Source organism: Mycoplasmopsis agassizii, from assembly GCF_002276225.1.
GTDB classification, from domain to species: Bacteria; Bacillota_I; Bacilli_A; order Mycoplasmatales; family Metamycoplasmataceae; genus Mycoplasmopsis_B; species Mycoplasmopsis_B agassizii_A.
In genome coordinates this window covers 24,022-45,923 of the sequence record NZ_NQNY01000004.1, presented here as the reverse complement: position 1 = coordinate 45,923, position 21,902 = coordinate 24,022, and the positions used below count along the sequence as shown (strand labels likewise).

At 26.4% G+C, this 21,902-nt stretch carries 19 protein-coding genes, 1 tRNA gene and 1 other RNA gene; 3 read left to right on the top strand and 18 right to left on the bottom strand.

Going from position 1 to position 21,902, the window contains the following annotated elements; all coding sequences use genetic code 4:
• Positions 1 to 51 precede the first annotated feature (51 nt).
• Positions 52 to 2,625, bottom strand: coding sequence for a preprotein translocase subunit SecA (gene secA / locus CJJ23_RS01710; protein WP_095334658.1), 2,574 nt, complete (start codon positions 2,623 to 2,625; stop codon positions 52 to 54).
• A 59-nt stretch (positions 2,626 to 2,684) separates the two neighbouring features.
• Here secA and CJJ23_RS01705 point away from each other — a divergent pair, with 59 nt between their 5' ends.
• Positions 2,685 to 2,996, top strand: a complete 312-nt coding sequence (locus tag CJJ23_RS01705) for a hypothetical protein (RefSeq protein ID WP_095334657.1) — start codon at positions 2,685 to 2,687, stop codon at positions 2,994 to 2,996.
• Positions 2,997 to 3,065: 69 nt separating this feature from the next.
• Here the strand turns inward: CJJ23_RS01705 and tig are convergent, their stop codons facing one another.
• From tig to ffs, 12 genes are all read right to left on the bottom strand, one after another.
• Positions 3,066 to 4,520 (bottom strand): trigger factor, encoded by a 1,455-nt coding sequence (gene tig, locus CJJ23_RS01700; RefSeq protein ID WP_180738005.1) that lies wholly within the window; start codon positions 4,518 to 4,520, stop codon positions 3,066 to 3,068.
• Between the two features lie 69 nt (positions 4,521 to 4,589).
• The gene (locus CJJ23_RS01695; RefSeq protein WP_095334655.1) at positions 4,590 to 5,201 is read right to left on the bottom strand and encodes a hypothetical protein; all 612 of its coding nucleotides are present in this window, start codon (positions 5,199 to 5,201) and stop codon (positions 4,590 to 4,592) included.
• A 21-nt stretch (positions 5,202 to 5,222) separates the two neighbouring features.
• Positions 5,223 to 5,299 (bottom strand) — tRNA-Arg (locus CJJ23_RS01690).
• Between the two features lie 210 nt (positions 5,300 to 5,509).
• The gene (locus CJJ23_RS01685; protein WP_180738004.1) at positions 5,510 to 6,268 is read right to left on the bottom strand and encodes a hypothetical protein; all 759 of its coding nucleotides are present in this window, start codon (positions 6,266 to 6,268) and stop codon (positions 5,510 to 5,512) included.
• Between the two features lie 239 nt (positions 6,269 to 6,507).
• A complete protein-coding gene (locus tag CJJ23_RS01680; protein WP_095334653.1) occupies positions 6,508 to 7,485 on the bottom strand; it encodes an IS30 family transposase in 978 nt (325 codons plus the stop codon).
• 471 nt (positions 7,486 to 7,956) lie between these two features.
• Entirely contained in the window at positions 7,957 to 8,409 is a 453-nt protein-coding gene (locus tag CJJ23_RS01675) for a hypothetical protein (RefSeq protein ID WP_095334652.1), read from the bottom strand.
• A 341-nt stretch (positions 8,410 to 8,750) separates the two neighbouring features.
• Positions 8,751 to 9,500 (bottom strand): hypothetical protein, encoded by a 750-nt coding sequence (locus tag CJJ23_RS01670; protein ID WP_095334651.1) that lies wholly within the window; start codon positions 9,498 to 9,500, stop codon positions 8,751 to 8,753.
• A gap of 97 nt (positions 9,501 to 9,597) precedes the next feature.
• Positions 9,598 to 10,359 carry a hypothetical protein gene (locus CJJ23_RS01665; protein ID WP_095334650.1) on the bottom strand — a complete coding sequence of 254 codons (762 nt, stop codon included), beginning with the start codon at positions 10,357 to 10,359 and terminating at the stop codon, positions 9,598 to 9,600.
• The gene (locus CJJ23_RS01660; protein ID WP_095334649.1) at positions 10,360 to 11,532 is read right to left on the bottom strand and encodes a hypothetical protein; all 1,173 of its coding nucleotides are present in this window, start codon (positions 11,530 to 11,532) and stop codon (positions 10,360 to 10,362) included.
• 505 nt (positions 11,533 to 12,037) lie between these two features.
• Positions 12,038 to 12,523, bottom strand: a complete 486-nt coding sequence (locus CJJ23_RS01655; RefSeq protein ID WP_143823607.1) for a hypothetical protein — start codon at positions 12,521 to 12,523, stop codon at positions 12,038 to 12,040.
• A 158-nt stretch (positions 12,524 to 12,681) separates the two neighbouring features.
• Positions 12,682 to 13,494, bottom strand: a complete 813-nt coding sequence (locus tag CJJ23_RS01650) for a hypothetical protein (RefSeq protein WP_095334647.1) — start codon at positions 13,492 to 13,494, stop codon at positions 12,682 to 12,684.
• A 147-nt stretch (positions 13,495 to 13,641) separates the two neighbouring features.
• Positions 13,642 to 13,726: signal recognition particle sRNA small type (gene ffs, locus CJJ23_RS01645), an RNA gene on the bottom strand.
• A gap of 137 nt (positions 13,727 to 13,863) precedes the next feature.
• Between ffs and CJJ23_RS01640 the strand changes: the two genes are divergently transcribed.
• Together CJJ23_RS01640 and CJJ23_RS01635 are read left to right on the top strand one after the other, a co-directional pair.
• The gene (locus tag CJJ23_RS01640) at positions 13,864 to 14,205 is read left to right on the top strand and encodes a S1 RNA-binding domain-containing protein (protein WP_143823606.1); all 342 of its coding nucleotides are present in this window, start codon (positions 13,864 to 13,866) and stop codon (positions 14,203 to 14,205) included.
• A complete protein-coding gene (locus CJJ23_RS01635; protein WP_095334645.1) occupies positions 14,187 to 15,470 on the top strand; it encodes a glucose-6-phosphate isomerase in 1,284 nt (427 codons plus the stop codon). Before CJJ23_RS01640 ends, CJJ23_RS01635 begins: the two co-directional genes overlap by 19 nt.
• A 28-nt stretch (positions 15,471 to 15,498) precedes the next feature.
• On the opposite strand, the gene CJJ23_RS01630 is transcribed toward CJJ23_RS01635, so the two are convergent.
• The 5 genes from CJJ23_RS01630 to dnaE are packed head-to-tail and all read right to left on the bottom strand — an operon-like array spanning position 15,499 to position 21,877.
• On the bottom strand, positions 15,499 to 16,419 hold the full coding sequence (locus CJJ23_RS01630) for a hypothetical protein (RefSeq protein WP_095334644.1): 921 nt from the start codon (positions 16,417 to 16,419) through the stop codon (positions 15,499 to 15,501).
• Positions 16,420 to 16,421: 2 nt separating this feature from the next.
• Positions 16,422 to 17,411: a DnaD domain protein gene (locus CJJ23_RS01625; protein ID WP_095334643.1), complete on the bottom strand. Its 990-nt coding sequence runs from the start codon at positions 17,409 to 17,411 to the stop codon at positions 16,422 to 16,424.
• A 54-nt stretch (positions 17,412 to 17,465) separates the two neighbouring features.
• Positions 17,466 to 18,002 (bottom strand): dephospho-CoA kinase, encoded by a 537-nt coding sequence (gene coaE, locus CJJ23_RS01620; protein ID WP_095334642.1) that lies wholly within the window; start codon positions 18,000 to 18,002, stop codon positions 17,466 to 17,468.
• The gene (locus tag CJJ23_RS01615) at positions 17,983 to 18,855 is read right to left on the bottom strand and encodes a 5'-3' exonuclease (RefSeq protein WP_180738003.1); all 873 of its coding nucleotides are present in this window, start codon (positions 18,853 to 18,855) and stop codon (positions 17,983 to 17,985) included. The genes coaE and CJJ23_RS01615 overlap by 20 nt, the downstream gene beginning before the upstream one ends.
• Entirely contained in the window at positions 18,848 to 21,877 is a 3,030-nt protein-coding gene (gene dnaE, locus CJJ23_RS01610; RefSeq protein ID WP_095334640.1) for a DNA polymerase III subunit alpha, read from the bottom strand. Before dnaE ends, CJJ23_RS01615 begins: the two co-directional genes overlap by 8 nt.
• Positions 21,878 to 21,902: the final 25 nt, after the last annotated feature.

Here is a 21,902-nt window from a genome sequence, read left to right as displayed (position 1 = left end):
TTAAAATAATTTTAAAAGTTTAAAACTTTTGACTTGGATAATTAAAAAAATCTAACTATCTTTTTTAGCATTAATTTCCGATGCTGCTTGTTCAATATTTTTGATTAATTGTTTCATCTGATCTTCATTTAAAAATGATAATGATTGTCTTACATTCTCATTTAATGATTCAAGATCGAATCTTTTTAAGGCTTCAAGATCTTCAACAGATAAAGTTAAAGTATTACCTGCTTGAATTTCTTGTGAAAGAACATTTCTTTCTCTATAAACTGCTTGCGGATTATTGAATAAATCGACACAAGCATTTAAAGCAATTTGAATGATTAATGCATCAAATTTCTTTGTCCCTTCTTGGGTGTAAATTTGATATGGATTTTTTTGAGCATATTGTGCTAGATTTGAATTTGTTCTCAATTTATCCATAGCATTTATATGGTTTTGTCATAGGTGATCAAGTTGTTTTAAGATCTTACTTCTTTCTTCAACTAGAACGTAACCTGCTCCATAATTTTCTGCAATATTAACTCTTAATTCTTCATATTCATCTTTTAAAATGTCGCTTAAATATTCAGCCATATCATCGATATGCATTGATCTTAATTTAGCTTCTTCAAATTTGAATTTACTTAAATTCAAAAATTGATTATTAATGTAATTAGTCAATTCAGAATAATTAATTTGACCTGTTTTTAAATAAAAAATAGGTAGCTTCAAAATGTGATTTACACTGCGATTAATCATTGCTTCAATTGTTTTTAATAAATCATCTTGAGAAAGAATTAAATCACGCTGCGAATAAATTAAATCACGTTGTTGTCTAATAACATCATCGTAGTTTAAAACTGTTTTTCGAGAGTCAAAATTGAATCCTTCAATTTTGCGTTGTGCACGTTGTACAACTTGTAAAAGTTGCTTGTCATCTATTGGCTTTGTACCTGCTTTTGCAAACATTGCTTTTCATTTATCTTGCACAGCAAAACGTAAAATTAATTGATCATCTAATGATAAGAAAAATCTTGAATAACCAACATCACCTTGGCGACCACTACGACCACGAAGCTGATTATCAATTCTTCTGCTTTCTGCCTTTTCAGTTCCTAAAACATAAAGCCCACCTGCTTGCAATGACTTTTCATCAGGCTTAATGTCAGTTCCTCTTCCTGCCATATTGGTTGCAATTGTGATTGCACCAAAGCGACCTGCTTGCGAAACAATGTCTGCTTCAGAAGCATTTTGTTTTGCATTTAAGACTGTATGAGGTAATCCTGCTTTTTTAAAAATTTCATGCAAAATTTCAGATTGCTCAATTTGTTGAGTACCAATTAAAAGTGGTTGTCCTGTTTTATGAACTCTTTGAACCTCTTCTAAAATACCTTGATTTTTACTTGCCATGTCAAGGTAAATTACATCATCATCATCCTTGCGGACAATTGGTTTATTAGTAGGAATTACATTAACACGCATGTTATAAATATCAATAAATTCTTGTTCTTCAGTTTTACCTGTTCCAGTCATACCTGATAATTTATTAAACATTCTGAAAAAGTTCTGATAAGTAATTGTTGCCAAAGTTTTAGTTTCGGGCTCAATTTCTATTCTTTCTTTGGCTTGGATTGCTTGCTGTAATCCTTCTGAATAAGCACGACCTTCCATCACACGACCTGTAAAAGCATCGACTAATTCGATTTTTTCATCACGAACAATGTATTCAACATTAAGTGACATAATTTTATGAGCACGCAAGGCATTTTGAATGCGATGCACAAGTTCTGAATTAGCAATGTCAAATAAATTATTTAAATTAAAAAATTTATTTGCTTTATCAATTCCTGATTCAGTTAACTTAATAGTTTTTGATTCTTCATCAATTTCATAATCTTCTTGAGAAATAGTTCTAACAAATTGATCAGTTGATAAATACATTGAAGATTGATTTTTTTCTCCACCTGAAATAATTAAAGGAGTTTTAGCTTCATCAATTAAAATTGAATCAACTTCATCAATTAAAATGTAGTTAAGCCCACGCTGTACTTTTTCTTCTAAACTACCAACCATGTTATCTCTTAAATAATCAAAACCTAGTTCAGAGTGAATTGAATAAGTAACATCACAAGCATAAGCCTGTCTTTTTAAAGTGGGATTCATTTGTGGTTTATTAACACAAACACTAATTCCTAAAAAGTTATGTACCTCACCCATTTCTAAAGCATCACGTTCTGCTAAGTATTCATTAACTGTTGAAACAATTACGCCTTTTTTAGAAAGGGCGTTTAAATAAACAGGTGCAATTGAAGTAATGGTTTTTCCTTCACCAGTTTTCATTTCAGCAACTGAACCTAGATCTAAAATAACTCCACCTAGCATTTGCACATCATAAGGGAATTTTCCTAAAATTCTTTTTGTTGCTTCACGAGCAGTTGCAAAAACTTCTGCTCTAATATGTTCTAGTGTTTCACCTTTTTCAAGGCGTTCTAGAAAAATAGCAGTTTGTCCTTTTAATTCATCGTCATTCATGGATGCAAATTTTTCTTTATATGAATTAATTCTCATTAATTCATTTTCAGCCACACGCATTTCGGTTGATTTAAAAATTTTGTTAAATGATTTTTTTAGATTTTCAAGCATATTAGTATTTTACTTTATAAAGAAAAAAGCAACCTGATTATTTCAGATAAAATTAAATTATGTATAACGCTGATTTAGAAAAATTAAAACTGGATTTTATTAATTATTTATACGAGAAAAAAATCGAGTATAAATTAAATGATAATGCCGACATAAAAGCAATTGATTTAACTTTTTGATTAAAAAATACCTTGTTTAAAATCATGTTTAAACAAGTAGAAAAATCTGATCAAGAAATCGATTTAGAAGCAATTGAAGAAGACATAATTTTTATGTCTAATTCAGTTTTAGATGATCAAGAATTATGATTAATTTCAAATCATGAACAACTTGAAGAAATTAAAAAATATCTTGATGAACTATTAAAATAGTTAATTCAAAGTATTTTTGAATTAACAAATAAAAAAATAGAACCTGTTAAATCAAGTTCTAAATTTAAATTATTTTTTGGTTGTTTTTTTAGCACTTGTTGACTTTTTAGGTTCTGCTTTAGTTTCAGAATCTTTTTCAGTTTTAGGTTTTTCTGCTTCTAAAGATTTAAGAATTTCATCGTATTTTTTAGATTGCTCTTCACGATATTTAGTTAATTCTTCAAAACCTTTTTTGTCATTTAATTCAATTAATTTATCTGCTACTAATAAGTTAACAATGGTTGCTTGAAGTTGTTCTTTTGTTAAAGCACCTGTAACAGTTTCTAATGACATTTTGTATGTTGCTGCTAATTTTTTATAGTGTGCATCATAATCTTTTTGTGCTGCATTAATTTTTTCACGACGTGAAATTTCAACATAAATTAATTGATCAGTTAAAGAATTTTTAGCTTCAGTTCTAATTTGTTCTGCTAGTTTTTCATCTGAAGATTTTAGGTATTCTAGATACTCTGCTCTAGTTAATCCTTGTTGTTTTAAAGTATCTTCAAAACGGTTATTAATTGCTGACATTTCACGTAAAACTAGGGCTCTTGGATATAAAATTTCACTACCTTTTTTGATTTCAGCAAATGCTTCTGCTCTGAATTTTTCAATTGCTTTATCAGCAATTTCTGATTCAAGATTTTTCTTTAAATATTCTTTTAAAGATTTTTCATCAGTTACATCTTTAAGACTAATTTTGTCAAAAAATTCTTTGTTTAATTCAATGGTACCTGGCTTTTTAACATCTTTAACATTAATAGCGAAAACTGCTTCTTTTCCTGCATATTCAGATACATAATAGTCAGTTGGGAAGCTAACTTTGATATCTTTTTTATCACCAGTTTTTAATCCAACAAGTTGCTCTTCAAAACCAGGGATAAATGTTTTACCGCCGATTTTTAATGAGTGATCTTCTGCAGATCCACCATCAAATTCAACTCCATCAATTGAACCCACAAAATCAAAAACCATTTCATCACCTTCACTAGCTTTTTCAGTTGTTGATTCTCATTTTGCATGTCTTCTAGTGAAGTCTTGTAATGCTTCTTCAATGTCTTTTTTATCAGGAGATAAGTGTCCTAATTTTACTTTTAAACCTGTGTAATTAAATTTCTCCATTTCAGGATAAATTGGATATAGAAATTTAATTTCTAATTGTTCATCACTAATTTTTGAAATTGTATAGTTAGGTGAATCTAAAATTGTATCTTTTGAAGGATCGATTTTTTCATTAGCAACTTGTAAATATTTATTTAAAAATTTTTCATTAATTGCTTTTTCTCATTTAGCCTGAGAAGAGATTCTTCTACTTGCTTGTTCTCTAAAAGCAGGGCTTTTTGAGCCAGGTCTAAAACCATCGATTCTTACACTTTTTAATAGTTCGTTGAATGCTTTTTCTTGTGCAGATTTTCATTCTGCAGAAGGTACAGAAACTTCAACAACGATTTCACTATTTTCTTTGTCTATAGTTCTTTTTGTCATGATTTCCTCTTTCATAATTTTTTGAAATTTTAAAAATTATTTATATTATATTAAATAACTGAATATTTTTTATTTAATCTTATCTAAAAAAATCATTGCTGTTTCAATGATTTTTTGTTGGTACTTTTCATCCAAAAAATAATCAACAATTAAAACCTTTTCATTAAAAATAATTTTTAATAAATCCTGAATATGTTCTTCACTTAAATTATTACTTTGCAGTAACTGACTAACCTTGACATATGCTAAAGATTTTTTAAAAGGTAAAATATCTTTTGTATTAAAGATTTTTTGATTATAAAAAAAATCAAAATTTTCTTCTAATCTGATCAGTTTATCTAGCGCATGAAATTTTAATGAAGGCTTGTGAGCTGAATAAAAAATTTGTTTGATTTTATCTATTTCAGATGTTTCATTTTTTAGTATTCCGTTAATTGAATCAATTACTAATTCATCTGGATAACTTTGAAAATTAGATAAAATTTCTTGATAGTTATAATAATTATCTTCCAACTTATCAAGTTTAACTTTTTCAATTGCTTCATCAATTAAATCTTGTTCATGTTGAAAAACAAATTGAAACTTTAATTTTTCAAGCAGAAAAATTTTAGTTTTTACTTCTTCATTAAGTCCTAAAATAGTTTCAATTTCAGACTGAAGTTCTTTTGATGAATTGTCCATATGTTTATTAAATAAAAAAAATGGCGATCGCGAGAGGATTCGAACCTCCGACCACAAGCTTAGAAGGCTCGTGCTCTATCCAACTGAGCTACGCAATCAACCGTTTTTTTATTATAGTAAATTTTTAGTATCTTTTGTTAAAAAATATCTAGAAAATTATACTAATTTTTAAAGTCAATTTTAGCTTACTTTGTGTTTTAAAAACTGACTAAAATATAATTTTGTTAGCATTAATTTCCTAAATAAAAAATATTGATGACTTTTAAATGGAACCAATATTCTAATAAGTAGTTAAAAATATTTTTAGATTAATCTAAGTAAATTTTTCAGTGTTTTATTTCATCTTCAAAAATATAATAAAACATTTTCTTTGAATAAGCACTTAAGTAATCTTTATTACTTACACCTGTATTTTTAAGTGGTGTTTGTAAAATCGCCTGAGTAGCATAATTCATTGACTGAAAATAAAAGTTGTACTTGTCATATATATTTTCATCTTTTCTTAAAAAAATTGACTTTGCAAATCTTAAATTTTGAATATCTAGGGCTCGATATTTTACACCTAACGATTTTGTATCTAATTGTATTGAACTTATAGTTTTAAATAGGTCTATTAGTTTTTGCTTTGTTAGCAAGTCAGCATTATCCATTATTGTCTTCTTATTAATTTTGTAATTTTTAGAAGTGTTTACTGATTCTAGAATTCAAAAAATAATTGTTGCTAAACCAGTTAATCCATAAATAATTTTTTCGGTGATGATTGAATTTTGATCCGAGATTAATTCTAGTGAAATAAAATAAGCTATTGAAAAATAGGATAATGGAATAGTAGAAAGAAAAATAGCTAAAAACATTTCTGTAAAAGCTCATGCTATGTTATTGCTTTTAGAAATTTTTCCATTAACAAAAGGCGTAATATATGAAATATTAAATCATTTTAAGCGTGTTTCAATCATTTTATTATTCTTTTGTGCTCTATTTCTAAACAATTTTAGGCTGGCTAAAATTGCTAGTAAGGGAAATAAAAAAGTAAATCCAAAAAATACTCATACAACTATTTCAATCATGCTTAATACTCTACTTTTAATGCCAAATTTATATCATTTATCTTGAATTGTAATATTTAATTCAATGTTTATAATGATATTATAATCAATTTTTATTCTTAAAATAAAACATTCATCAATTTTCAAATAAAAATTTTTTAAATTCATTTTTAGTGCTTATTTAAACAAATTATTTTAGATTTTGCATTATGAAAATAGTCTTTAGAGAACTAAAAACTGTTTGCTGCGCAATCATTAATTTACTTCATTAAATTCATATAATAGTCATAGACTTTGTTGCTAGATTTTCACCCTAAAATTTCTCTAGGCATGCTGTTGATTTCATCTTCAACAATCTTCAATTCATTTTTTGAAACAAAACTAAAATCTGTACCTTTTTTGTAAAACCTTCTAATTAATCCATTTCAATTTTCGTTGGAGCCTCTTTGAAAAGAAGCATACGGCCCACAATAATAAATCATTATTTTTAGTTCTTGAACTACTTCATTTAGCTTTGAAAATTCTAAGCCATTATCAACAGTAATTGATTTTACAAACAAATTTTCTTCATTTATAAGTATTGAGAGTTTTTCATTAATTTCTTGTGGTTTCTTAGAATCAACATGAATAACAAAAGATTTTCTACTTAATCTTTCTGTCAAATTCATTAAATTTTTGCTATTTGAGTCTTTTTTACCAATAATTAAATCAATTTCTCAATGACCGAATTTCCTTCTGTCATTGATATAATCAGGTCTTAACCATATGGGCAAAACTCATAAATGTTTAAATTTCGAGTAGTAAGAAATTTTAGGTTTTTTTCTATGTTTGTATTCATTTCTTAAGAGATTGTCTCTTTTAATGAACCAATTACCTGAGTTAGCTCAGTTGTAAACAGTCTTTCAGCATGGCACAGGTTCATTTGGCTGTTTATCTTTAAAACTATGAATAATGACTTTTATGCTCTTAGTCTCAGGTTTATAATTGTCTATTAAATATTTAGCAAACACCTTATACTTGCCCTCAAATGTTTGAAAATTTTTATGTTTTCTTTCATTGGCTTTTTGTTCAGCTTTAGCAGAATCATACTCACCGTGACTTGAATTTATTCTTATTTCTCTAGATATTGTAGATTTATCTTTATCTAGTTTTCTAGATATTTCTGTAATGTTATTTCCTTCTCTCAAAAGTATTTGAATTGCAAATCTTTCTTGAATACCTAATCGTTTATACAACATACTATATGATATTATAAAAAAATATCTTCCCAACCTTTCTGATTGAGCTAGATATTACAATTCAGCAGATATTTCTTTAATTATACATTTTTCACTAAATTTTAAACATGAAAATAAGGTAACATCATTGCTACCCTATTTTTGGTTAATTATTAATATTTCTAAAACACGGAAATTATTTCTGTCATTGATTAACTTCATTTTTAAAAACCTGTAAAAAAACATATTTTGCAAAACCTAATAAAAAGCCATCATCTTCAATATTAGAGTTTTTTAAAGCAAATAAATTGATCATTCTAGTCATTCGAAATACTGTTGAAAGATATAAATTATATTTGTCGTGAAGAGTCTTAAATTTACCTGATTGAACATTCCTTTTCAAAGCACTTTTGTGTATTTCATAGATACGAGAGTTAATTTTAAAGTTATCTAAATCATAGGTAATTTCTTTTATCTTATTATAAAATTCAATTAAATTAGCTCCATCAAAACTAAGGTATTAGTCCATAAATATGTTTCTCTTTCTCTATGATTTTTGATTATCTTAATTCAAGTTAAAACTAAAATTACAAATGAATAAACTCCTGTTAAACCATAAACTATTTTTTCAGATAGGATATCCTGATTATCAGAAATAAATTCAACATCTATTCAAAAATAAATAGATATAATCATCAATGGTGTTACTCATGTAAAAAATCAAATGAACATTTCTATAACGAATATCTGTCTTATCTTTGAGTTAATAAGAACCCCTTTTACAAAAAATGTAATTATAGGAATATCATTATCATGAAGTAAAGTTGTAATCCTGTTTTTTTGTCATAAAATTAGTTTATTCATGATAAATAAATAAAATATAGAAATTATGTTGTGAGAAAATCCTGCGACAAAAATAACTATTCAATCATATAAACTAAACATTTATATTTCCTTTTATGTTGATTACAATATTAAAAATCAAATTTACTTTCAAAAGAATATTTTTAAAAGTGAATAGTGATTTAATAGATAAATTATTATTGATCTTATTTTTGATAAATTGCATTTGCATTATTGCATCCCTTAAATTTCTATTTGTCAAGAAATTACCATCAATAAGAAAACAGAATCATAAATTTAAAATTTAGCTAAAATTGTAATAGCAATTAGATGACAATTAAATTATATAATTTTTGCAAAAAGAGTAAATTAAAAGATGTTCTTTTTATAGTTAATTAGTAGTTGAAGAATTTAAATCAAATCATTGAATGAATAAAAAATTTTTAGTTATATCATCTATGAATTTCGTATTCAAATATTTTCTTAAAAATATTTTTGGCATATGCAAGCACAAATATATCATAACTAAGTACAGAATTTTTCGAATAAAATCTAGATAGTACTCTTATCATACTGATAGTAGCCACAATGTATAAGTTATATTTATCATTAAAGGTTTTTATCTTTTTTGAATAGAGTTTTTTGTAAACAAGCTTTTGTTGCATCCCTAACATTCCATTACTTAAGTCTGGCTCTCCAAGTTCATGTTTTATATTTTTTATTTTTTCATAAAAAGCACTAAAATCAGCCTTCTTAAAAATATTTGTGTTGTTCAAAATATAACTAACTCTGAACTTATGATTACTTCTAGTTTTTAATAACAATAAACTAAATAAGATTATTGCATAAAGACCTGACAAGCCATAAACTAATTGTTCTACAAAGATATTTTGATCCTGAGATATGAATTTAATTTGTGTTCAATAAAAAAGTGACATATAAATAATTGGAAAAAGTGAAACTATAAATGAAAAGAACAACTCAATAAAAAAGAATTGCTTAATTATAGAATTTGAAAATTTACCACTTACATAGAGTGTTAAAAACGGAACACCAATCATAGTTAAATCATCTTTAATACGATTTAAAAATTTTAAAATAAATTTGTTAATTCAAAAAAGTTGAAGTATAAATAATACTTCTGGGAGCAGGCTAAAAACTACAAAAATAACTCATAGACTAGGTTTAAACATATTTATACGCCTTTACTTAACGATGATACAATATCCAAAAATGTGTTAAAGATTTTTATTTATAATTTCTAATTATAAAAATTACGAAATAAAATTTTTATTTTTCAGTAGGTTTTCAAATCATTATTTCTTTTTCAAAAATAGTATTAAATACTTTCTTTGCATATGAATTTAAAAATCTAGCATCACTTATTTCCCCCTTTTCAGGTGGATAAAATTTTATATTTGTTGCTATGTGGTTGACTGAAAAAATATACAAATTATATTTATTGTTCAAAGTATTTTCAGTTTCCAATTTTTTTATTATGCGCTTATCTCATCATACGATGATTTTGTAATATACGTTTAAATCATCATAATTATCTTGTATTGCATTCATTTCTAGATATAAATTTTTTAATTCGCTTTTTCTAAACTGATTTGTTGAAACATTTAAATTAATTAGTCTGAGTTTTTTATTTCTTTTAACCACCAAAGACATCAATAATCAATAGATTATTGTAAAAAATCCTGTTAAACCAAAAACTACTTTTTCAATAGTAATATTTATATTTTGCTTCATTTTAATATATAAAATATTTATATTTATTGAATAAGCAACTGATATAAAAACGAAGGGTATGAAAGAGAAGAAAATAATTAAAAATCATTCGCCTATAATTACATTTCGAAGGAGTTGATGACTATATTTTCCTGTAACATAACCAGTTATAAATGGAATTTTATTAGTTTTTAAAAGATTCATAATTCTGTTATTAACATTTGTAATTAAACCTTTAGTTATGAATAATGCTCCTAATGGAACTAAATAAATTAAGAAAGTAAAACCTAATATTAACCATATTAAAACTGAAAACATCTAAATATTCCTTCAATTATTAACGAAACTTAAAGCAAAACTTACGGTCGGAATAATCAAACTCACTCCTGCTACAAATGGTGCAGCAGCAACAGAAATCGCACTTGTTGCAGTTAAAATACCTGTTAATATTGTTGCTATAGAATGAGCAAATGAGAATCCATCTGTTATCATGTCGTATCCAAGTCTTAAGTTACTTATAGCTTGTTGATAATTATTTCTAATACCATTTTCCGCAGTAGATAATGTTGCAGCAGCAACAGAAAACAACCCTGCTGCAGCTGTGACAATTCCAAGAGGTATTGCTGCAAATCCAAGGGTTGGAGCAACTAATAGACCATAAAATGCTATTCCAGCAACAGCAACAGCAGATGCTCCTATAAATACATTTTTTGCTATGCTTAATTGATCAGCAATTTTTAGCATATAATCTTTTTCTCTAATTTTAGATTCTATTGATGAAGTACTAACACTATTGTTTTGACTTTCTACAATCTGAGATTCTCTAAGCTTTCTTTGTGATTCTGCCAAATCTGCTTTAGCTTTTTCTTCAAGCTTTTTTAATTCTAATTTTCGTTTTCTTAATTCCTCATCATGTATTTTCTGAAAGTGTTTTGTTTTCACATCGGTAATATATATTTGAAATGCTTTTTTGTTTAATGAAGGAAGCATTTTCCCATATTTAGTAAATATTTCAGATGTTTTTTCTTTGTCATATATATCACCAGCATCAATTAGTTCTTTTATAGCATCATTTAATACATCAAAAAATATTTCTTTTTCATGAGGAGTTAAATTATCTATATAAGCTCTAGATTCAAAAAGTTTAGGTAACTGTATTTCTTCGATGGGTTCCAAGGGTACTCCTGGATGAGCTCTGTTATATCCGGGTTTTTCAGTATCATAAGTTCCGTAAATAAAACTTTCTAAATATTTCGAAGCAAAAGAAATTATTTCTTTTTTAGGTTCATTTAAAAGAGGGTTTTCTTGAATATAATTTTGAATAACATAAGGTTTTTCTTTTAAGGTTTCATTTTGAATGATATAGGGTTTTTCTTTTAAAGTTATGCTTGGTTGAAATTGAGATGCACTAAGAAAACTGGTTGCACCTGCTGCAACCAAACTGATAAGTGAGATGGTGCTTATTGCACCTTTAATAATACTTTTTTTCATTATTATTCCTTTATGAATTTATTGTTTGTTAAGAAACAATTATTAGATAAGGTATAAAAAATAATGAGTACTAGATTTTCATTCAAAATTTAATAATGATTAGGTAACTGTTATATTATATTATTTTTGCAAAAAAGACTTGAAATAATCTTTTTATTTTTATATATTAAAATATCAGTGTTAAATCTTAATTTAGTGATAACTAAGTGTAAAAAAATGAAAGCAGTAAATGATTTGTGATTTAGAATAACTCATTAAATTTGACTATTTAACAAATAAATTAATTTGAAATTTCTAGAGTAAGCATATTTAAAATATTTAAATTCTCTTATATGCAAATTGAATAAGTTTATAAGATAAATTAATTGAATACTAAATTTTTTATGTCTTCTTCAAAAATTTTATTAAATACTTTCTTCGCATAGGAGTTTAATAATCCGATGTTATTAAGCACGTATAATTCTTCAAGTTGATACATTTTGACCTTTTCTCATACGTAAGTAATTTAAAAAATATACAAATTGTATTTATCACTTAATGTATTTTTAGATTTTAGTTTCTTTAATATTTTCTTATCTCATTTTACAATTTGTTTTAAATATATATTTTGAACACCATAATAATCTGGCATTACATTAATTTTTTCATATAAATCTTCTAATTCTTTTTTACTAAATCTAGATTTCAAATTATTAAAATCAATAACCCTAATTGTTTTATTTTTTTTAACTAAAAAAGACATTAAAAACCAATATAACAAAATTGAAAATCCTGTTAAACCAAAAATTATTTTTTCAGCAGTTGCATTTATATTTTGTCCAAAATATATTAGGTTTAAATGTACTGAATAACTAATTGAAATAAAAATTAACGGAATAAAAGAGAAAAAAATAATTAAAAATAATTCAAAAATAACTACATCTCTAAGTAATTTATTAGTATATTTACCTTTTACATATCCAGTTGTATAAGCAATTTTATTATTTTTCATAAATTTGGTAACTTTATCACTTAGGTAAGGAATTAATCCTCTTGTTAAATATAAAATGCCGAACGGAAATAGATGAAATAGAAAGGTAAAACCAAAGATTATTCATATTAAAACTGAAAACATTCCTATTTCTCCCTCTATTATTAATATAAAAAAATTTAAATTTGTTTCTTACACCAAAGTGTATGAACCAAAAATTTTTTTGAAAAGTAAGTATTTTTTCAATCCACTATTTCTTTTTTAAAAACAGTTTCAAAAATATTTCTTGAAAATGCTATATTGTAATTTTCTTTTTTAGATGTTTGTGAATTAGTGAAAGAATAATCCAATTTTTCAAGTGACTTATAAACCACTTTAAGATATAAATTATATTTATCTTCAATTGTCAAGTTGATAATATTTTTAAATTGTCCTTCTATTTGTTTCATGGCTGATAAATATTTCTTTGTATTCTTTTCTCAAGAATGAATGTTGTATGAATTATTTGAAATTCGTTCATATAAGGATTTTAATTCTTGAATTTCAAATTTCTTTAATTCATTAATTTGCAATTGTTGTATTTTCCTTGCTGTTTTCAAAATAATTCATATATAAAGGGCAAAAATTAGTGACGAAGAAATTCACATTGCAATATATAGTCCTAAAGGAAAATTTTCAAAATCAGGGTTATTTTCATCTATTACATTTGGGTCAATTAAAACAATTATTGTTGATATTATGGCTGGTAAAAAGGAACAAAAAAATAAAGGTAAAAGTTTAATTAAAAAATTTTTCTTATTTTCTTTTCTAGATAGTTTGCTATCAACATATGAAGTTAAAACAGGTAAATCATTATTTTTGAATCAATTTAAAATTTGATATTCTTGTATTGCAAAGTCTTTTTTTAAAAAGTATTTTCCGAAATAAAAAAGAGTAAATCATCCAACAACACCTGCACCTGTCAGAATTAAAAAAATATATGAAATGGTCATATTTAACACCTTAATAATTTTTTAAAAAATTATTTTCATATTATAAACTATTATCAAAATTAAGTTCTTTTGAATTTTAAAAATAACACCTAAAAATTAGTTTATAAAAACTAAATCAACTAGAAATCTGTAGGTTCTTTAGAAAATAAAAAACCTACAGACACGATACTTCTCGATGTGGCTGCTACATCTCTGTCCTGACCAGGTTACAAGGTTATCATTCTATAGGCAAAGTTATTATAAAGATTTTTTTGAAATTTAATAAAATTTTATGACTACTTTCGCCATTAAAAAAAGCAAAAAATTTTGATTTTGCTTTTTTATAATCAAAAATACAAATCGGCAATATTCTTATATAATAATCAAGTTATGAAAGTCGATCAGATTCTAAAAGTTAAAATTTATAAAATTAATGGTAAGGGTGTGCACATTAAATATGTAGGGCATTGAAGAGGAATAATTCAAGAAAATACTAAAGGGCAGAAATTAAGAGAAGATGTTAAAGATTTTTTGCTAATAGGTGAATTTATTGAAGTACAGATCACTAAGGTAGATGATGATCAGCAATATTTTGAAGCAAGTTTTAACAATCTGCGCCCTAATTTAGACACTAGTCCTTCACATTATCAACTAAAACAGACAGTTGGGGGCTTTCGTAATTTAAAAAAACACTTGGATAAGGAAATTAAAGAATGAAAAAAATCAAATTAGATTTAAGTAAAAGCACTATCAAAGATCACGACATCTTTGAATATGCTGAAAAAATTAAATATATCAATGATAAAATGAACAATTTTTCAGCACCTGGTTTTGAGATGCTAGGATGAAAAGATTTAGCTGAAAACTATAATATGGAAGAGTTTAGAGCAATGGAAGCTAAAGCCAAAGAACTTGTTGAAGAACAAGTAGAACTACTTGTAGTTATTGGTATTGGTGGTTCATTTTTAGGGGCTAAAGCAGCGATTGATTTTATTAAAGGTGAGTACCCTGTTAAAAATTCTATGGAAGTAATGTTTGCAGGAACCAATTTATCAAGTACCGATTTATATCAAAAACTGCAATATGCTGATAGCAAAAAATTTGCTATCTGTGTAATTTCAAAAAGTGGTAAAACACTAGAACCATCAATTGCTTTTCGTGAATTTAGACTCTTATTAGAACGTAAAATTGGTCCTAATAATGCTTCAAAATATATTGTGGCAATTACTGATGCAAATAACGGTTTATTAGCTGAATTTGTTAGAGAAAGAAAATATACAAAGTTCATTTTACCTGAAAATATTGGAGGTCGATTCTCAGTTTTAACACCCGTAGGGATTTTTCCAATGTTATGTGCAGGTATTGATGCTTTAAAAGTTATTAAAGGTGCTGCTGAAGCAAATCAATATTTTAAAAGTAGTGATCTAGATTTAAATGATGCTTATAAGTATGCTGTTGCTAGACACCTACTTCATAAACGCTACCCTGTTGAATTACTAGTTTCTTATGAAAATTCACACTTATATTTTTTAGAATGATGAAGACAATTATTTGGTGAATCAGAAGGTAAATTACGTAAAGGTGTTTTCCCTTCGACTGCACTTTTCACTAGAGATCTACATTCAATTGGGCAATTTATTCAAGATGGTTCAAAGGTGCTTTATGAAACAGTCATTTGAGTTGAAAGACCAAAAATTGATATTTCAATTGAAGATACAGTTGATGATTTAGACCAATTAAATTATTTAATTGATACTAGCGTTCATAATATTAATAGAGCTGCTTATGAAGCAACAGTGGATGCTCATTTTGCAGTTGGTTCAGTTCCAAATATTCAAGTTTTATTAAGTGATAATTCAGAAGAAAGTTTAGGAGCCTTGTTTATGTTTTTCGAACGAGCAGTTGCTATCAGTGCCTACTTATTAGATGTAAATCCTTTCGATCAACCCGGGGTTGAAGTTTACAAAAACAACATGAATCATAAACTTAAAAAATAAGAAAAATGTCAGTTTCAAAACTGACATTTTATTTTGCTTTTTTTGTTTCATTTAAAGGAAATGAATTAACAACTTTATCAAAAAAGTTTTGTAATATATGTTGCAGATATTGCTTATTAATCGTAGTTTTTTCTAAATATTTTTTAATAAAAGTTTCTTTGTCACTATTTAAAACTAGCAGCACCTTCAAATCAGAAACACTTGTTTTATGAAGAATTGGTACTAAAAAATTATCCAAATCTCAAGGATTAGTTGAAGGGTCTAAATTTTCAATTATTAGAAAATCGCTATTTAACGCTTCATGAAAACTTATCTGGCTTTGATCAACCTGTTGTTTATTTTTATTTTGAATTTGACTTATGAATAATCTAAAGTCAATATGTAAAACTTTATGAGATCGTCTAGTTAAGGATTCGCTTAAAATAAAAATTGATTCAACTGGATGCATAAAATAAAAGTTATTTTCATCGCCAAAACAAATTAAATAATTTTTCTTATTTTTAAAAAGTAATGGTGTTTTTTTGGGTGAAATAAATTGGTACAAATCATCAAAATCAAAATAGTAATTTGATACTGATTTAAAGTTCAATTCAAAACGTAATTTTCTGCCCTCTTTATTCTCTAAAAAAACAGGTACAATTTCAATTCTATTTTTGCTTGTAAAAATAAATTTTTTAGTAATTGCTTTTTTTACTAAATCATTTTTATCTAGTTCTTCATCCATTGTTGCATCAAGCATTTCAATAGCAAATTTTTCAATTTCTTTTTCAAAAATATCTATGGGGATTTTATTTTTATTAAGTGATTCATTTTCAAATTCTTTAAATCAATTACTTGATTTAATTTTTTTTCAAGTATCTTCTAGTGAATTTTTAAAACCTTCTGAGGAGATCTTTATTTTGTCGAATTCACCTGAAAAATAGGGCTTTTTAGTATCTTTTTTATTCATAATTATTTACTAAAGTTTTCTAAAAATCTTGTAAACGCCGCTTGTCTATCATCATCCAAAATATTTGATTTTCGATTTTTAATTTCTAAATCATCTGTATTAGAAACGTTGTGATTTAATTTGTAATTGCCATTTGATGAAAGGCTTTTTTCGCCCAAGTTTTTTGAAAGTGAACGTTTTGTATCAAACAGTATATTTGAAAAATGAGACTTAACATCTTCAAAAGTATTTAGTCCTCTATTAGCTAAATCATTAATAATTTTTTCTATTTTTCTTTCAATAATTTTTCCGTCCCTTTTTCATACATAATTGATTACTAAATTAATAATATTTTGACGACTTTTTAGCATTCATGTTTTAATTAATTTTATTAAATTTTGATCAGCAACATGACCTTGTAAATAGTATATAAATTGCTCTGTATTTAATTTAAAAGCTGCTTCTTCATTTGAATGAAAAATTTGATTATTTAGTTCAAGAGTTAATGTTTGTTCACTAGCAAATGCTTTCTCATTAATTGTAACTTTTCCAAAAACTTCTGAAAAACTTTTTGACTCAATTGTGAATTCACTTTCATCAAATAGTTCTTCTTTAATGAAATAACTTTTGATTTCATTAAATCTATTTTGACCAACTTTTTTTAGTAAATAAGAACTTAAAATCTTATTACTAAAAAATTCTTCTGAATTATTTATCTTTGCCAAATAAAAAAGAGTGAAGTGTTTTGCATCATTATTTTTAGCTACTACAAGACCACATGCTTGTAGTTGAGCAAGCATTTCTTCAAACTGATTAATACTTATGAAATTAGACATTAAAAAGCGATCTAGGCTGTAATTAAACTGTTTGCTAATCTTATGTTGATCAGCAAGTAATTGTAATAGCATAGCAGTTTCAAAACCGATAATAGGTAAATATAAAATACGTAGATTTCTAAAATCTTTTTCACTGTATTCTTCATACAGTTGAATTACAAAATTGTCATATTTCATACGCTCACCTCTTCAGTTCAAATCTCTCTACAGATTATTATGAGACCTAAAAGGCTATTTTTTTAAAAACTGTTTAAGAAATTCTGGATTTTGCCGTTCTTCATAGGATATATTAACAACGTTTTTGCTCGAAGAAGCCCTATTTATCGCCTTAAAAAGCTCAATTTGAGACTTATTAACATTGCGATTTTTAATATGTTTTTGTCTCTGTTGATCATTGACATTTAGAACATAAATATTAGAAAAAAGTTCAAAAAAATTAAAATTTTTATTATTTATGTCAGCAATTTCGACAAAATCATAGTAGTTTGACTTTAAGTGTTCATAAAAGAAGGGATGAACTACTTTGCTTAGTTTATCAAGGTTATTTAAATCAACTAGAATTCAATCTCTCAACTTTTGCCTATCAACCTCTGTTTCAGTCACAAATTCGCTACCCAATTGGCTCTTGATAGCATTATAACTAGGTTGATTTGCCATGTAGTCTGACTTATAAAATTCATCACCAACTAGGACTTTAAAACCTAAATCACGTAACTGATTCGCAAAATAACTTTTTCCACTAAAAGCCTTACCAGTTATCGCTTTCATATAGTTCCTCTAGTTCTCTACTAACAGTATTTAGTTTTTTTTCAGCAAAAGTCTCTCTTGCCTGCTGGTCAAAGTTGACCTTAAGGCGATAATCTTCATCATTTAAACCTAAATCAAGGTCTTTAGTTAGGGTGGCTAGTTTTTTGCATTGAAAGACTAGTTCTTTATTTTCAAAAAGTTTTTCTTTTTGCTTTTCAGAAACAGTTGAATCTGCTAGTTTTTCATAAAGGTTTTCTAAATTATTAAATTCTGTTAATAATTTAGCTGCAGTTTTTTTACCAATTCCTGGTACCCCTTTTAGGTTATCGCTTGAATCACCTGCTAGACCTTTTAGATCAGGAATTTGCGAAGGTAAAACTCCATATTCATCTAAAAAGTTATCGATTGTATACATTTTCTCTAGTTTTGTGTCGTGAGTGACAAAAATATTTTTTTCAACCAGCTGCAATAAATCATGGTCTTTCGAAAAAATGTAAACTAGGTCATTATCAGATTTATGCTGTGCTAAAGTTGCAATTACATCATCAGCTTCATGATTAGTTTTACCACCGAAAGCAAAATTAGCCGCTTTTAGTAAGTTAAAAATACTTTTTAAATCTTCACGAAACTGTTCAGGAGTTTCTGAACGTGTTGCTTTATAACCTTCATAAGCTTCGTGTCTTCATGTTTTTCCAGGAACATCAGTTGCTATATATAAGTGAGTTGGTGAAATACTTTTAATTAAACTTAATAAGGACATGAAGAAAAAATGCTCAGTACTAGTGATATATTTAGCACTTTGAGCAGCGTAAAAAGAGCGAAAGGCTAAATAAGAGCCATCAATTAATAAAATGCGTTTGTGTTGATTATTCATCATTTTCCTTTGTAGCCAAAACTTCTAAAACACTAAAGACGTTATTTGAAGTTTTAGCTTTGTTTTTTTGAATTTTAACTAGATATTTTTGATCTTTTTTAACCTGATCAAGAATATCTTGATTATTTTTTTTGAAAAACATCACTCCACTATTTTGATAAGCATCATTAAAGTTCATATAAATTAAGTTACCGCCTCGGTCAGTATCTTTTTGACCGATTCTAGTGATTGTGATTTCTAATTCAGCAATTTGTTCTTCTTTCATGTTGCCTAAATTAACTGATTCAGCAAAGTTAAAAACGCGACCTAGGTGTTTTTGCTCATTGATTTTTTCTTGCTCAACATCCCTTTCATTCTCATTAATGAAATCAGTTTCAGTTTCCAAATTATCAATATCGATAGTATCTTGCTTGTTCAGTTTAGCAAATGCTTCTAGTTCTTTATATAAAAGATTGGCATCAGTTAATTTTTCTTTAAGTTGATTTTGTGTTCCGAATTCTCTTAAAACACTTGATTCAATCAGTAATTCGATATTTTTTTGAGTTAAACCTGCCATTTTTGCACGAATTGCAAAGTTATAGAAGTTTGTGAACTTGTTTCTTGTTTTAAACTCAACTAATAGCTTATTAAGTGTTGATTCACCAAATGATTTAATCATGTCTAGTGGCAAGTAAATTGTTCTAGTTTTTAAATCAATTGTATCTGCTAAGGTCAAGCGATTAATAGTAGGTGAAGCCACTTTGATATTTTGAGTATCTTTGATTTCATCTAAAATAAGTTTTAATTTATCTTGATCACTTTTGACTTTTTCAATTTGTGCTGCATAAAAATATAAAGGAAATTTTGCTTTTAAATAGGCTGTGTAATAAGTCAAATATGCATAAGCAACGGCATGACTTTTATTAAAGCCATACTCTGCAAAAGACTGAATTTTTTCAAAAATATTTTCTGCTAAACTAGTTGGAAAACCATTATTTTTAGCACCTAATAAAAACTCACCTTTCATAGAATCAAGCATCACTTGATCTTTTTTACTAATTGCCCGTCTAAATAAGTCTGCTTTAGCAAAACTTAGTCCAGCAATTTTTTGAGCAATTTCCATAACTTGTTCTTGATAAATTAAAACACCATTTGTCTGTTTTAAAATTTCATCATACACAGGATGAATTCTTTCAATCTTGCTTGGGTTATGTTTATTTTCAATGTAAGCATTAATATATTCCATTGGACCAGGTCTATAAAGAGCAATGATATCGTAGATATCTTTAAAGCTATTTACTTTTGCTCTTTTGAAAACATTTGTCATATTACTTGATTCGATTTGAAATAATCCGATTGTTTTTCCTGATGAAATTAAGTCTTTAATATCATCTTGATATTGAATATTATTGGGGTCTAAATGTGCTAAATCTAAATGGTTTGAGACAACTTCTGCTTTAGCATTTTGGCTATGAGTTTTTATAAATTTGATAATTGATTTAACAACAGTTAATGCTTGTAAAGAAAGAAAATCAATTTTTAAAAACCCTAATTTTTCAAGATATTCTTTGTCATATTGAATCTTGAAAAAACCTTTATCTAAATCCTGGGTAACTGGTAAATAATTTATTAAATCTTCGTCTGAAATAATTAATCCTGCTGCATGGGTGCCACTTTGTCTTGGAGCGCCTTCAATTAATTTTGCTTTTTCGAAAAGGTTTAAATATATTTCTTTTAGCTTCAAAGTTCCTGATGAACCCTTATTCATAAAGCGTTGTAATTCTTTATTTGTTTCTAAATTTTCAGCTATAGTTTTTTTGTCTTTTAAGTACTTAGATAATTCATTAATTGCTGTCACTGTAAGTGATTTTTCAGGATCGTTTGTTTGGTAATATCTATTGATATCTTTTAGCGCACTTTTAGCTGCTAAATATGAATAAGTTGTAATGGAAGCTACTTTAGATTTACCATAATTAGGAGCAATATAAGCATTGATTAAATGGTCTCTTTCGCTTGCTTCAATATCAATATCTATATCTGGTAAAGTTACTCTTTCCTCATTTAAAAATCGCTCAAAAAGAAGGTTATATTTTAAAGGATTTACATCAGTTATTTTTAATAAATAAGCGACTAAAGAACCTGCTGCTGAACCACGCCCTGGACCTACTAAAACACCCGTGTTTTTCGCATATTTAATGATTTTTGAAATAATTAAAAAGTAGTCTTCAAAACCTAATTTTGTAATAATTCTTAATTCATTTTTAAGGCGATGTTTTGCTTCATCTAAATTGTTTTTAAATTCATTATTTTTTTGGTTAAATGCTTCTAATAATTGTGCTTTTAAAATCTCTTTTGAGTCTGTATTTTCTTTTGAAAATTTAGGAATGAAAGAAGAGGGTTTTTCAAAAGTTATATTTATATCTTTAACTAAATCATGAATTCTATTTATCATGATTTGGTTAACATTTTGACCATCTTCCAAAACATTAAAAACCATCTCTTTATTGCTCTCATCAGAGTTAATAAAATTCATTATTTTAATGGCTTCATTATCTTCAAAATTAATTATTTTATTTTCTTGAATAAATAATGATTTTGGATCATCTAAATTATTTTCTGAATTAAAAAAATCATGAATTTGATTTTCTAAAAATTCATTTTTAGTTACTCTAAATTTTTCTCTAGGGTGATTAATAATTATTAAATCTTCTTGAACCTTAGATAAATCTAAAAGTGTAGCATACCCTGTTGTCAATGCTTTAAATGATAGTCTTCTTAAATGGATTAATCCATTATTATTTTTAGCTATCAATATAATTCTTTTATGATTTTCTAAAAATAATTCTAAACCAAAAATTGGTTTTATATTATTTTCTAAACAAGCAAAATAAAATTCGGCATGTGCATACATATTATTTTGATCTGTTATTGCTAAATATTGCATCTGATTTTCAGTTGCAAATTTTATTAAATCTTTTATAGTTATTTTTGAATTTAGAAAACTAAATTCAGTGTTTAAGTGAAGGTTAACAAAGTTGTTCATTTCTTAATTATAAAGTGTAAATGAA